The 13,695-nt window shown below is 58.0% G+C and carries 9 protein-coding genes and 1 pseudogene; 6 read left to right on the forward strand and 4 right to left on the reverse strand.

Annotation, left to right across the window (positions count from 1 at the left end):
• Nucleotides 1–126: 126 nt before the first annotated feature.
• A complete protein-coding gene (locus KHQ26_RS11215; protein ID WP_004176742.1) occupies nt 127–942 on the forward strand; it encodes a Cof-type HAD-IIB family hydrolase in 816 nt (271 codons plus the stop codon).
• A gap of 139 nt (nt 943–1,081) precedes the next feature.
• Nucleotides 1,082–2,347, forward strand: a complete 1,266-nt coding sequence (locus tag KHQ26_RS11220) for a DUF1479 domain-containing protein (RefSeq protein WP_004176744.1) — start codon at nt 1,082–1,084, stop codon at nt 2,345–2,347.
• On the opposite strand, the gene KHQ26_RS11225 is transcribed toward KHQ26_RS11220, so the two are convergent.
• On the reverse strand, nt 2,344–3,474 hold the full coding sequence (locus KHQ26_RS11225) for a LacI family DNA-binding transcriptional regulator (RefSeq protein WP_074183012.1): 1,131 nt from the start codon (nt 3,472–3,474) through the stop codon (nt 2,344–2,346). The genes KHQ26_RS11220 and KHQ26_RS11225 overlap by 4 nt on opposite strands.
• Before the next feature lie 241 nt (nt 3,475–3,715).
• On the opposite strand from KHQ26_RS11225, the gene KHQ26_RS11230 reads away from it, so the two are divergent.
• Together KHQ26_RS11230 and KHQ26_RS11235 are read left to right on the forward strand one after the other, a co-directional pair.
• Nucleotides 3,716–5,017, forward strand: a complete 1,302-nt coding sequence (locus KHQ26_RS11230) for an MFS transporter (RefSeq protein WP_020804719.1) — start codon at nt 3,716–3,718, stop codon at nt 5,015–5,017.
• Between the two features lie 15 nt (nt 5,018–5,032).
• Nucleotides 5,033–7,396, forward strand: a complete 2,364-nt coding sequence (locus KHQ26_RS11235; RefSeq protein WP_020804736.1) for a glycoside hydrolase family 31 protein — start codon at nt 5,033–5,035, stop codon at nt 7,394–7,396.
• Nucleotides 7,397–7,551: 155 nt separating this feature from the next.
• Here KHQ26_RS11235 and KHQ26_RS11240 read toward each other — a convergent pair whose 3' ends face one another.
• Nucleotides 7,552–9,144, reverse strand: a complete 1,593-nt coding sequence (locus tag KHQ26_RS11240) for an ABC-F family ATPase (RefSeq protein WP_002895876.1) — start codon at nt 9,142–9,144, stop codon at nt 7,552–7,554.
• A gap of 48 nt (nt 9,145–9,192) precedes the next feature.
• Between KHQ26_RS11240 and KHQ26_RS11245 the strand changes: the two are divergent.
• Both KHQ26_RS11245 and ldtB read left to right on the forward strand, forming a co-directional pair.
• Nucleotides 9,193–10,108 (forward strand): annotated as a pseudogene (locus KHQ26_RS11245) (tyrosine-protein phosphatase).
• Nucleotides 10,109–10,308: 200 nt separating this feature from the next.
• Nucleotides 10,309–11,223 carry a L,D-transpeptidase gene (gene ldtB, locus KHQ26_RS11250; protein WP_002895871.1) on the forward strand — a complete coding sequence of 305 codons (915 nt, stop codon included), beginning with the start codon at nt 10,309–10,311 and terminating at the stop codon, nt 11,221–11,223.
• Between the two features lie 144 nt (nt 11,224–11,367).
• Here the strand turns inward: ldtB and KHQ26_RS11255 are convergent, their stop codons facing one another.
• A complete protein-coding gene (locus KHQ26_RS11255; protein ID WP_004151705.1) occupies nt 11,368–12,084 on the reverse strand; it encodes a GntR family transcriptional regulator in 717 nt (238 codons plus the stop codon).
• A 68-nt stretch (nt 12,085–12,152) separates the two neighbouring features.
• Complete coding sequence (locus KHQ26_RS11260) at nt 12,153–13,529, reverse strand: glycoside hydrolase family 1 protein (protein WP_020804758.1); 1,377 nt, start codon at nt 13,527–13,529, stop codon at nt 12,153–12,155.
• Nucleotides 13,530–13,695: the final 166 nt, after the last annotated feature.

Below are 13,695 nucleotides of genomic sequence, written 5' to 3' on the forward strand. Positions count from 1 at the left end.
GCCGGAAAAGACATGCCCTTCCGGCATTTTCTGAATGCCTGAACTTTCATTCGAAATAAATTTGTGCTCCCCATCACATTGTAATTAGAATGTTACTGGTCGAAGTTAAGCTAGGAGCACTCTCTTATGACCGTTAAAGTTATCGTCACCGATATGGACGGAACTTTTCTCAATGACGCCAAGCAGTACGACCGCCCGCGTTTCCTCGCCCAGTTTGCGCAGCTCAGGCAGCAAGGTATTGAATTCGTTGTCGCCAGCGGCAACCAGTACTATCAGCTGATCTCCTTCTTCCCGGAGATTCGCGAGCAGATTTCATTCGTCGCAGAAAACGGCGCTCTGGTTTATGAACATGGCAAGCAGCTGTTCCACGGCGAACTGACCCGCCACGAATCACAAGTGGTGATTGGCGAATTGCTCAAAGATCCGCAGCTCAACTTTGTCGCCTGCGGCCTGCAGAGCGCCTACGTCAGCGATAAAGCTCCGGACGCCTTTGTTGAGCTGATGTCGAAGCACTACCATCGCCTACAGCGGGTGAGCGACTATCACGCCATCGACGATACGCTGTTTAAATTCTCTCTCAACCTGCCGGACAGCGAGATCCCACAGCTGATTGATAAACTGCACGTGTCGCTCGACGGCATCATGAAGCCGGTCACCAGCGGCTTTGGCTTTGTCGATTTGATTATCCCTGGCCTGCATAAAGCCAACGGCATCAGCCGTTTGCTCAAGCGCTGGGATCTTTCGCCGCAGCAATGCGTCGCCATCGGCGACAGCGGCAACGACGCCGAAATGCTGAAGCTGGTGAAATACGCTTTCGCCATGGGTAACGCTGCCGACAGCATCAAGGCCATCGCCGGCTACACTACCGACGATAATAACCATGACGGCGCGCTGAACGTTATCCAGGCCGTCCTCGATAACACCCCGCCCTTTAACGCCTGACCCTTCGCCGGGGCATCGCGCCCCGGTTTTCCATTTTGTGCGCCGCAGCAAGATTTTAAACTTGCATTAACTCCATTTTAACTTAAATTAACGCTTGTAAGATTTTATACTTTCGAATGAAAGATACAGCGAGGTTATTATGGCTGCTCTCCCGACCCACGAAACACTTCCCGCCGATCACAAAGCGGCGATTCGCCAGATGAAACAGGCCCTGCGGGCGCAAATTGGCGACGTCCAGGCGGTGTTCGATAAGCTCTCAGCGCGCATCAGCGAGCGGCTGCAGGAGATTGAGACACTGAAAGCCGCAGGCCAGGAGGTCTGGCCAACCGTTCCGTTCCGCGATATCGCCGAAGGAACAGTGAGCGATGAGCAGCGCGCGGCCATTAAGCGCCGGGGCTGCGCGGTGATTAAAGGCCACTTCCCACGCGAACAGGCGCTGGCGTGGGATACCGCGATGCTGGAATATCTGGATCGCAATCATTTCGACGATGTTTACAAAGGGCCTGGCGACAGCTTCTTCGGTTCGCTGGAGGCTTCGCGCCCGGAGATCTACCCGATCTACTGGTCGCCCTCGCAAATGCAGGCGCGGCAGAGCGATGAAATGGCGGCAGTGCAATCTTTCCTCAACCGCCTGTGGCGTTTTGAACAGAATGGCAAACGCTGGTTCGATCCGGACGTCAGCGTGATCTATCCCGACCGCATCCGCCGCCGCCCGCCGGGAACCACTTCGAAGGGGCTGGGGGCGCATACCGATTCCGGCGCGCTGGAGCGCTGGCTGCTTCCCGCCTATCAGCAGGTTTTCGCCAACGTTTTTAATGGCAATATCGACGCCTACGACCCGTGGGACGCCGCGCACCGTACCGAAGTGGAAGAGTATACCGTCGACAACACCACCAAATGCTCGGTGTTCCGCACCTTCCAGGGCTGGACCGCGCTGTCGGACATGATCCCGGGTCAGGGGCTGCTGCACGTGGTGCCGATCCCGGAGGCGATGGCTTATGTGCTACTGCGCCCCCTGCTCGACGATGTGCCGGAAGATGAGCTGTGCGGCGTCGCGCCGGGCAGAGTGCTGCCGATCTCTGAGCAGTGGCACCCGCTCTTGATTAAAGCGTTAAGCTCGATTCCAGCGCTGAATGCCGGGGACTCCGTCTGGTGGCACTGCGACATCATTCACTCGGTGGCGCCGGTGGAAAATCAGCAGGGCTGGGGAAATGTGATGTACATTCCGGCCGCGCCGATGTGCGAGAAGAACCTCGCCTACGCGCAGAAAGTAAAAATCGCCCTGGAAAAAGGCGCCTCGCCGGGGGATTTCCCGCGCGAGGACTATGAAGCCAGCTGGCAGGGGCGCTTCACCCTGGAGGATCTGAATATCCACGGCAAACGGGCGCTGGGTATGCCGGTCTAATCGTCATACAGCCCCTGCGGCTCGACGGCGGTATGGCCTTTGCCCGGCCGGATCCGCCGTACCGAATCGCGTACCACCAGCGTGCCATGCAGCAGTAGCGAGCCGTGCGGCGCCTCCGGGCGCAGCAGGCGCTGCTGCAGGAGATGCACCGCCTCGCTGCCCAGCTCATCCCGCGGCACATGCACCGCGGTCAGCGGCACCTCCTGAATCGCCGCCAGATTAAATCCGTCAATGCTCATCACCGAGACATCCTGCGGCACCCGCAGGCCACGCTTTTGCAATGCGCTGACGGTGCCGGCGGCCATAAAATCGCCGCCCACCAGGAAGGCGGTGGGCAACGGCCTGCCCTGTAAGCCGTCAAGCCAGGCGCCCACCTGCTCTTCCGTCTCTCTGGCGCTAAAGTTGGCGACGCTGATAAGATCCCGGCTGGCGGTAAAGCGCAGATTACGCGCGCGCCACGCCTCCTGAATCCCCCCCAGCCGCAGCTCCATGGTATAGCGGCGCAGGCACATCACGTTCATCACCGCCCGATGCCCCATATCAAACAGATAGCGGGCTGCGCACTGGCCGATCAGCCGATGATCGGGAGCGATGGACGGCAGCCGCATCCCTTCATCCCGACAGTTGATCAATACGCAGGGTTTGCCCAGATCCGCCGCCAGGCCATGAATATGCGGATCGTCGATCCCCAGCAGCACCGCGGCCTGGGTCTCAGGTTCATTCATGCGGGCAAGAAACAGGTTGGCGTCGCTGTCGTTCTCATCCAGCGCGCAGTAGCGCAGGCGCACTTCATGCGCCGCCAGCGCGTTATTGATACTCTGGATCACCCGGTAGTAGAAGATATCCGATCGCTCATCGAATGCGCGCTGCGGGGCAAACACCAGCAGATGATTGAGCAGCAGACGCCCGGCGGCCAACCCCTGCATGACACCCAGCTCGCGGGCGCAGTCCAGCACCGCCCGGCGCGCCTTGTCGCTGGTATTCGCTTTCCCGGCCAGGACGCGTGAAACGGTGCTGGGCGATAGCCCGGTGCGGGCGGCAATTTCGGCGACGCGCAGCTTTTTATCCATTTTGTGATCCAGCTCCGATTGAAAAATGAAAGAATTTTCATAATCACAAAAGCACACGTTACAAGCAAATTCCGCTGTCAAATATGCGATCTCGCTCATTTCATGAAAAAACTTGCATAAATAGCGCTTTGCCAGACGATTTTTCTGCCCTAGCCTGAATTGGCCCAACATCTCCCATACTAGTTATACCAATGATGTTGAGATTAAAAATAGACTATTCAAATAGTTAATAAATCTACGTGACCACTCAGGGAGTGAGACCGTCACTTTCCCCTACAAACGTCTTGTGGAGTGTGCTATGAGTCAAGGCCTCAACAATGATATCGCCGTCAGCAAAACGCGCCGGGTAGTGAAAAACCTGCGCTGGTGGGTGCTGGCCCTGTTTTTACTTGGCGTTACCGTCAACTACATCACACGCAACTCGCTGGGAATTATCGCGCCGGAACTGAAAGCGACCCTCGGCATTACTACCGAACAATACTCGTGGATCGTCGGCGCGTTTCAGCTGGCTTACACGATTTTCCAGCCGCTGTGCGGCTGGCTTATCGACGTCATCGGCCTGAAGCTTGGCTTTATGATCTGCGCCACCCTGTGGGCGCTGGCCTGTATCGCCCACGCCGGGGCCGGTAGCTGGCTGCACCTGGCTATGTTGCGCTTCTTTATGGGTGGGGCCGAGGCGGCCGCTACTCCGGCCAACGCCAAAACCATCGGCGAATGGTTTCCGAAATCTGAACGCCCGATTGCCGCCGGCTGGGCTGGCGTTGGGTTCTCCATCGGCGCGATGCTGGCCCCGCCGATCATCTACTTCGCCCACGCCTCCTTCGGCTGGCAAGGGGCGTTTATGTTTACCGGCGCGCTGGCGCTACTGTGGGTAGTACTATGGTGGGCCTTCTATCAGACCCCGGAAAAGCACCCCAATCTCAGCAAAAGCGAGCTGGAGTACATCAAACAGGATAACGAAGCCCCGCCGGTAAAACAGCCCTTCTTTACCGCGCTCAAAACCGTCTCGAAAAATAAACGTTTCTACGGGATCGCCATTCCCGCCTTTATGGCCGAGCCCGCCTGGGCGGTGCTGAGTTTCTGGGTGCCGCTGTACCTGGCGAAAGAGCACGGCATGGATTTGAAGCAGATCGCCATGTTCGCCTGGCTGCCGTTTCTCGCCGCCGATCTCGGCAGCGTGGTCAGCGGCTACCTCACCCGCCTGTATGTTCGCTGGTTTGGCTGTACGCGAGTGAACTCGGTGATCGCCAGCTCGGTAACCGGCGCGTTCCTGATGCTCTCCCTGGCCCTCGTCGCCATCACCCGCGATCCCTATATCACCATCATCCTGATCTCCATTGGCGGCTTCGGCCATCAGATCATCTCCTGCATGCTCAGCGCGCTGGTGGTGGAGTCTTTCGACAAGGGACAAATGGCGACGGTCAACGGTATGCGCGGCTCCGCAGCGTGGATCGCCAGCTTCTTGTTCTCGTTATTAATCGGGGTGACCGCCGACAAAATCGGCTTCAACCCGCTATTTATCGCCATGGGTTTCTTTGACCTGATTGGCGCCGTTTTCCTGGTGGCATTTATTGCTGAACGTCGCGCCAAGCGCGCCTGAGAGTGGATGTAAGATATGAAGACGCTGAAACACTGGAGTTTGCATCAACAGCTGGAGCATCACGTTGAACTGACGGTCGATGGCCAGCACACCCTGTGCCTGTATGTACTGGAAGAGAATTTGTTCCGCGTCCTGCTAAAACGCCAGGGCCAGCTGGCGCTGGATCGCACCTGGAGCATCGCTCCGCAGCAGGATGTGCCGTGGGAAGGCCGCGCCCGGGATGACCTCAGCGGTTTTAGTCTCCCGGCCTGGCAGCTGACCCGGGAGGGGGATACGCTGACTATCGCCACCCGCCAGCTGCGCGTCACCGTTCACCAGCCGCTGTGGCTGGAGTGGAGCTATCGCGACGAGGCCGGCGAATGGCAGCCGCTTGCCAATGACCGTCCGACCAGCGCCTACCTGGCGAATGCCCACGGCGACGGCGTCGCCCATTATCTGAGCCGCCGCAAAGACGAGCGTTTTTACGGCCTGGGCGAAAAGGCCGGCGACCTGCAGCGCACCGGTAAACGCTATGAGATGCGTAACCTCGATGCCATGGGCTACAACGCCGTCAGCACCGACCCGCTGTATAAACATATTCCGTTCACCATCACCCAGCGCAGCGATATCAGCTACGGCCTGTTCTATGACAACCTGAGCAGCTGCTGGCTGGATCTGGGGAACGAGATCGACAACTACCACACCGCCTATCGCCGCTGGCAGGCGGAAGCCGGCGACATCGATTATTACCTGTTTACCGGTAAGCAGGTGCTGGATGTGACCAAAGCCTTCGTTCGCCTGACCGGTAAAACGCTGTTTGGACCCAAATGGAGCCTCGGCTACAGCGGCTCCACCATGCACTATACCGACGCGCCGGATGCGCAAAATCAGCTGATGAACTTTATCCGCCTGTGCGAGCAGCACGCGATCCCCTGCGATTCGTTCCAGCTCTCTTCCGGCTATACCTCAATCAACGGCAAGCGCTACGTCTTTAACTGGAACTACGACAAGGTGCCGCAGCCCAAAGTGATGAGCCAGTCGTTTCACGATGCCGGGCTGAAGCTGGCCGCCAATATCAAACCGTGCCTGCTGCAGGATCACCCGCGCTACGGCGAGGTGGCGGAGCGCGGTCTCTTCATTCGCGATTCGCAAACTGACGCTCCGGAGCGTTCCAGCTTCTGGGATGATGAAGGGTCGCATCTCGATTTCACCAATCCGCAAACCGTGGCCTGGTGGCAGGAAGGCGTGACCACCCAGCTACTGGAGATGGGCATCGATTCGACCTGGAACGATAATAACGAATACGAAGTATGGGACGGCGAAGCCCGCTGCTACGGCTTTGGCCGTGAAATCGCCATCAAACATATTCGCCCGGTGATGCCGCTGTTGATGATGCGCGCCTCGCTGGAAGCCCAGCAGCGCTTTGCGCCGCAAAAGCGCCCATATCTGATCTCCCGCTCCGGCTGCGCCGGGATGCAGCGCTACGTACAGACCTGGAGCGGCGACAACCGCACCAACTGGGATACGCTGCGCTATAACATCCGCATGGGCCTGGGGATGAGCCTTTCCGGGCTGTTTAACGTCGGCCACGACGTCGGCGGTTTCTCCGGCGATAAACCCGAGCCGGAACTGTTTGTGCGCTGGGTACAAAATGGCGTCATGCATCCGCGCTTTACCATTCACTCGTGGAATGACGACCAGACGGTAAACGAAGCATGGATGTACCCGGAAATCACCCCGGCGATCCGCTCAGCCATTGAGCTGCGCTACCGCCTGTTGCCCTATCTGTACACTCTGCTATGGCAGGCGCATGCTGATGATGAGCCGATGCTGCGCCCGACCTTCCTCGATCACCAGCACGATGCGCAGACCTTCGCCGAATGCGATGACTTCCTGCTGGGCCGCGACCTGCTGGTGGCCAGCGTGGTCGAGCCGGGCGCCCGCCAGCGTGAAGTATGGCTGCCGGATAATCAGGCCGGTTGGTACGATTTCTACAGCCATCAGTGGTTCGCCGGCGGCCAGTGGGTGACGCTGGACGCGCCGCTGGAAAAACTGCCGCTGTTGGTCCGCGCCGGCGCTGGTCTGCCGCTTAGTGAACGTATCAGCCATGTCGATGCGCAAAAAGACGATCGTCGCGAACTGCAGCTGTTCCCGCTGAAAGGTACCGGCTCAACCCGCGGTCTGCTGTTTGAAGACGACGGCGAAAGCTGGGGCTATAAACAGGGGGATGCGCTATGGCTGGAGTGGGAAATGACCTGCAGCGCCAGCAGCATAAACCTGGATATCAACGCCCGCGGCAACTATCGCCCGGCGTGGAAAGCGCTGAAGCTGTCATTACCGGTAGGAGAAAAGCGTAAGCTGCTGGTGAATGGCGTTGAAGGAACGGAGTGGAGGTTCTGACCATAGGCCGGTAGTTTCAGCCAGCGCGGTGAAGACATTAAAGGCAGGTCGCAAGAACCGTAGGTCGGGTAAGGCGTTAGCCGCCACCCGACAAAAAAACGGCACCGCGTGTCGCCCGGGTAAGGCGTAGCCGCTACCCGGGTAACGGACAGGGATTACTCGATACCTTTGCTGCGCAGGTAGTCTTCGTAGTTGCCGCTGAAGTCGATCACGCGGTCCGGAGTGATCTCCAGGACGCGGGTCGCCAGCGAGCTGACAAACTCACGGTCGTGGGAGACAAAGATCAGGGTGCCCTGATACATCTCCAGCGCCATGTTCAGCGATTCAATCGACTCCATATCCAGGTGGTTGGTCGGTTCGTCCATCACCAGGATGTTTGGCTTCTGCATCATCAGCTTACCGAACAGCATGCGCCCTTTCTCGCCACCGGAAAGTACCTTCGCCGGCTTTTTGATATCGTCCTGGCTAAACAGCAGACGGCCGAGGATGCTGCGTACTGCCTGCTCGTCGTCGCCTTCCTGCTTCCACTGGCTCATCCATTCGAAGACCGTCAGGTCGTTTTCGAACTCGTACTCATGGTCCTGCGCGTAGTAGCCGATTTGCGCGTTTTCAGACCATTTCACGCTGCCGTTGTCCGGCTGCAGTTCGCCTACCAGGGTTTTCAGCATGGTGGATTTACCCACGCCGTTGGCGCCCAGAATGGCGATCTTTTCGCCCACTTCCAGCAGCAGGTTGACGTTTTTGAACAGCGGACCTTCATCAAAGCCTTTGGTAAGGGCTTCCACTTCCAGCGCGTTACGGAACAGTTTCTTATCCTGCTCGAAGCGGATAAATGGGTTCTGACGGCTGGAGGCTTTAACCTCTTCCAGCTTGATTTTGTCAATCTGGCGCGCGCGCGAGGTGGCCTGACGCGATTTAGAGGCGTTGGCGCTGAAGCGGCTAACGAACGACTGCAGGTCCGCAATCTGCGCTTTTTTCTTGGCGTTGTCCGCCAGCAGACGCTCACGCGCCTGGGTGGCCGCGGTCATGTATTCGTCGTAGTTGCCCGGATACACGCGCAGCTCGCCGTAGTCGAGATCCGCCATGTGGGTGCAGACCATGTTCAGGAAGTGACGGTCGTGCGAAATGATAATCATGGTGCTGTCGCGATCGTTCAGCGTCTGCTCCAGCCAGCGAATGGTGTCGATGTCCAGGTTGTTGGTCGGTTCATCGAGCAGCAGGATATCCGGATTGGAAAACAGCGCCTGCGCCAGCAGGACGCGCAGCTTCCAGCCCGGCGCGACTTCGCTCATCGGGCCATAATGCTGTTCAACCGGAATGCCGACGCCGAGCAGCAGTTCGCCGGCGCGCGCTTCCGCCGAGTAGCCGTCCATTTCGCCATATTTGACTTCCAGGTCGGCCACTTTGTAGCCATCTTCTTCGCTCATCTCAGCGAGGGCGTAGATGCGATCGCGCTCCTGCTTCACTTCCCACAGCTCGCCGTGGCCCATGATGACCGTATCCAGCACGGTGAACGCTTCAAAGGCGAACTGATCCTGACGCAGCTTACCGATGCGCTCGTTCGGGTCGAGAGAAACGTTGCCCAGCGTCGGTTCGAGATCGCCGCCGAGGATCTTCATAAAGGTCGATTTACCGCTGCCGTTGGCGCCGATCAGACCATAACGGTTGCCGCCGCCAAATTTAACGGAGATATTTTCGAACAGCGGCTTGCTGCCAAACTGCATGGTAACGTTGCTGGATACTAGCACGGGGATATCCTGAAAAAAGAGTATGAGGGGTGTGATACAGCAGACATTATGCCAGCAAATGACACACTTTTCACGGCCTGCGGTAAATTCCACCGCGGCGCTTGTGCTAAGGTCTTTGTCAGATGAGCCGGAAACCCGCGCTCAAACGGTTATTCTGTACGTATTTATAAGGAGTCCCATGACCAGCAGCCTATCGCGACACCCGGCTTTTTTATCCCTGCAGGGCGGCATCAATTTTCGCGACCTGGGCGGCCAGCTTGCCGCCGACGGACGCCGCGTCCGCAGCGGCAAGCTATTGCGATCCGGCGCGCTAAACCGGTTAACGGCGGAGGATCTCAACCACCTCGATACTTTGCCGCTCAGCCGGGTGCTCGACTATCGCGACCCCGGAGAGGTAGCCCGTACTCCGGACAAGCTTAGCCCGCTTACCCATTATCTTAACGCGCCGGCCAATCCGCCGGTGAGCGAGGTAAATGCGAAGGTCACCGAGCTGAATGCCGCCACCCTTAACGCGCTGAACGGCGAGCAGTTTATGCTGCAACTCTACCGCCAGCTGCCGTTTAACAACCCGGCCTATCGCCAGCTCGCCGCCTGGCTGACCACGCCTTTTGAAGGCGCTTTACTGCAACACTGCGCGGTCGGCAAAGATCGCACCGGCGTCGGCTGCGCGTTAACGCTGTTCGCCGTCGGCTGCGACAGCGAAACGGTGATGGAGGAGTATCTCCTTACCCACGGCATGCTGACGCAGGTGGAGGCCTGGATGTTGGAGCTGCTCGGCAACGACCTCACTGCCCAGGGGCGCCAAAGCCTGGCGGATATTCTGACGGTAAAAGAGTCCTATCTCGCCGCCGCGCTGTCGGCTATTCACCAGCGCTATGGCACCGTCGACGCCTGGCTGGCGGCAGAGTACCAGCTTACCGCGCCGGTTCGCGCCGCGCTGCAGGCCCGGCTGCTGGAAGAGTAACCGCCCTTTACCCGCGCGGCGAGCGATGCTTCGGCCGCCTGCCGGACCGCGGCAGCCGAGGCGACAGGGAAAAAAATGTGATTTCGTACACATCTGATTTACCTGTTCAGCGGAATGCACATATAATGCGCTCCCATCTACTGTCTCAATCATTAACAAAGGCCTGTGTGGCGTTGATTTCGCACACGACATTAAAGACTATGAAATTATCTACACTCTTAGCGGCAGCCTTCGCCATCGTAGGCTTTTGCAATACAGCGTCTGCTGTCACCTATCCTTTGCCAACCGATGGCAGCCGTTTGGTTGGTCAGAATCAGGTCATTACCATTCCGGATGATAACAAACAGCCGCTGGAATACTTCGCGGCGAAATATCAGATGGGGCTTTCCAACATGCTGGAAGCCAACCCGGGGGTGGATACTTACCTGCCGAAGGGCGGTAGCGTCCTGAACATCCCTCAGCAGCTGATTCTGCCGGATACCGTGCATGAAGGGATCATTATCAACAGCGCGGAAATGCGTCTGTACTACTACCCGAAAGGCACCAATACCGTGATCGTTCTGCCGATCGGTATCGGCCAGTTAGGTAAAGATACGCCGATCAACTGGACCACCAAAGTCGAACGCAAGAAGGCCGGCCCGACCTGGACACCGACCGCCAAAATGCATGCTGAATACGCCGCCGCCGGCAACCCGCTGCCAGCCGTCGTACCGGCCGGTCCGGATAACCCGATGGGGCTGTACGCGCTGTATATCGGCCGTCTGTACGCCATCCACGGCACCAACGCTAACTTCGGTATCGGCCTGCGCGTGAGCCACGGCTGCGTGCGTCTGCGTAACGATGACATCAAATTCCTGTTTGAGAACGTGCCGGTCGGCACCCGCGTACAGTTTATCGATGAGCCGGTAAAAGCGACCACCGAGCCGGACGGCAGCCGTTACATCGAGGTGCACAACCCGCTGTCGACCACCGAAGCGCAGTTCCAGGGCGGCGAGATCGTGCCGATCACCCTGACTCAGCCGGTACAGGCAGTTACCAGCCAGTCTGATGTCGATCAGAACGTGGTTGAGCAGGCTATCCAGAACCGCTCCGGTATGCCGGTGCGTCTGAACTAAATTGTGCTGACAAGTAAAACGGCGGGCCTGATGCCCGCCGTTTTTTATCGGCATTTTCCCTCGAGGCGGCTAACGCTCGCCCGGGCTACCAAACCCTACCACGCCGTAACCCCGCTATGCGCAGCCGCCAGCAGGAGCCCCGGCCTAGCCGTTATTCACCAGAATAATCCCGCCGTGATCGTAGCGATAATGGCAGTGGGCGTACTCCAGCGGCGTGCCATCCTCCAGATAGATAACCTGCTCCACCTCCAGCACCGGATCGGTCGGTTCGCAGTGAAGATGCTGTTTATCCAGTTCCCCGGGCTTCATCGCCCGCACCACGCGGTAAGATCCCATCAGCTTCAGCCCCAGCGTCTCCTGCACATAGCGAAACACGGAACCTTCCAGATGGCTTTTGGTTAACCCCGGCACCAGCCCCACCGGCATGACCGTCAGATCCAGCGATACCGGCTCGCCGTTGAGCAGCCGCAGGCGAACAAAGTCATACACCGGGGCATCGGCGTCGATAAGCAGCGAACTTTGCTCCTTATCGCTGGGAAAGCGCACCGCAAAGCGCACCACTTCGCTTTGCACTTCGCCAAGATGCTCCCAGGTTTTGGTGGCGCCGAAATAGTCGCTGCCGGGCAGCTCCCACTGCGACAGCTGAAGGAAATTTTTCCGCACAAAGGTGCCCTGCCCTTTACGGGTATAGATCAGCCCTTCGACGATTAACTGGCGCATCGCCTGCTGGATGGTCATCCGGCTGGTGCTGAACTCCGCCGCCAGCGCAAACTGGTCGGGTAGCGGCGCGCTGGCAGGATACTGCTGGCTGATGATGCGTTTTTTTATTTCCCGCGCGATTTGCAGATACTTCGCCGTCATTTCCCGGTCCTTATCCATTCAGTGTGTGGCTGGCAGGCTGGATACACCATCTGACCGCCAGGGCAGCGTTACATCGCTTCGCCGTTGCTGCGGAACACCTGCTTCAACCATGCATAGCTCTTCTTCGGCACCCGCCGCAGGTCCTTGAGGTCATGGTTTTCGCGATTGACGTACACCACGCCGTAGCGCTTACGCATATCGCCCTGTGAGCTCAGGATATCGATTAATCCCCAGCCGAGATAGCCGATCACCTGCGCCCCATCCTCAAAGATGGCCGCTTTCATGGCGTTGATATGGTCGCGATGGTAAGCGATACGGTAATCATCGGCAATGGGATGTTCGCCGTCCCAGGACTCAATCACCCCGATGCCGTTTTCAATCGGGAACACCGGCAGGCGCCAGTCGTTATAGTAACGAGTGATGATCGTCCGGAAGCCCAGCGGATCAATCTGCCAGTTCCATTCCGTCGCTTTCAGGAACGGGTTATCCTGGTTGCCAAACAGCATATAGTTGTTGACCGCCGTTCCCGGCGGGATCGCGTCGCTGTTCAATGTGCGGCTGGCGTAATAGCTGAACGCCAGATAATCGACCTTCACCGTCGCCATCAGGGCGAGATCCTCCGGACGATAGATATCATCGAACCCTTCCGCGGCGACAAAATGCATCACCTCCGGGCTATAACCCTCACCCGCGTAGGCGCGCAGCAGGTTCTGGTTTAAGAACTCATCCAGCTGCTGGACGCAGAGGATATCGCGTGGTTTGCAGGTAGCCGGATAGACCAGAGCGTGAGCCAGCATTCCGCCCATCAGACACTGCGGCTTCGTCTGGTGCAGATAGTGAGTCAGATGGACGTGCGCCATCATCACATGATGCTGGATCAGATACAGTTCGCGCAGGGTCTTCTCCCCCTGCAGATAGCCGGAAATCAGAAACGCTTCCGGCGAATGGTACAGATTCTGCTCATTAAAGGTGAGCCAGTATTTCACCTTGTCGCCATAGCAGGCGATCATCTTCTGGCCGTAGCGGATAAAAGCGTCCATCACCCGGCGGTCGGTAAAACCGTTGTAGCGCTCCGCCAACGACAGCGGCATATCGAAGTGGTACAGGCAGATCATCGGCTCAATGCCGCGGGCGATCAGTTCATTTATAAATTGATGGTAGAAGGCGATCCCCTGTTCATTGAATTCGCCATCTCCGTCAGGGCACACCCGGCTCCAGGCGATCTGAAAACGGTAGCAGTTCATGCCCAGATCCTGCATCAAATCGAAATCTTCCCGATAACGATGATAAGAGTCGGTCGCCACCTTCCAGTCGGAGGCGAACTCCGCCGGTTGACGGATATCATACACCGACATCCCCTTGCCACCCTCGTTCCACGCCCCCTCCGTCTGCATGCTGGAGACGGAATTTCCCCATAAAAAATCTGCCGGTAGTCTGTTCTTCATGCTGCGCCTCGGTATATGACTAGTCATTTAAACGTAATGACTAGTCATATACCGGAAAGTGAAAAGGTAAGCAAAGGCCGGGATCGGTTTCTGTGAGCCGGACAAAAAAAGATCGCCCCGAAAGGCGATCCTGGCGATCGAAGTGAATGATGGCGCGATTCTGTTG

Origin of the sequence: Klebsiella sp. 10 (genome assembly GCF_018223925.1) — a bacterium.
Lineage (GTDB): Bacteria > Pseudomonadota > Gammaproteobacteria > Enterobacterales > Enterobacteriaceae > Klebsiella > Klebsiella pneumoniae.

Excerpts from the sequence above, each read along its gene's own strand:
- KHQ26_RS11215 (WP_004176742.1), top strand. The coding sequence starts at position 127 with ATGACCGTTAAAGTTATCGTCACCGATATGGACGGAACTTTTCTCAAT.
- KHQ26_RS11220 (WP_004176744.1), top strand. The coding sequence starts at position 1,082 with ATGGCTGCTCTCCCGACCCACGAAACACTTCCCGCCGATCACAAAGCG.
- KHQ26_RS11230 (WP_020804719.1), top strand. The coding sequence starts at position 3,716 with ATGAGTCAAGGCCTCAACAATGATATCGCCGTCAGCAAAACGCGCCGG.
- KHQ26_RS11235 (WP_020804736.1), top strand. The coding sequence starts at position 5,033 with ATGAAGACGCTGAAACACTGGAGTTTGCATCAACAGCTGGAGCATCAC.
- ldtB (WP_002895871.1), top strand. The coding sequence starts at position 10,309 with ATGAAATTATCTACACTCTTAGCGGCAGCCTTCGCCATCGTAGGCTTT.
- KHQ26_RS11255 (WP_004151705.1), bottom strand. The coding sequence starts at position 12,084 with ATGACGGCGAAGTATCTGCAAATCGCGCGGGAAATAAAAAAACGCATC.
- KHQ26_RS11260 (WP_020804758.1), bottom strand. The coding sequence starts at position 13,529 with ATGAAGAACAGACTACCGGCAGATTTTTTATGGGGAAATTCCGTCTCC.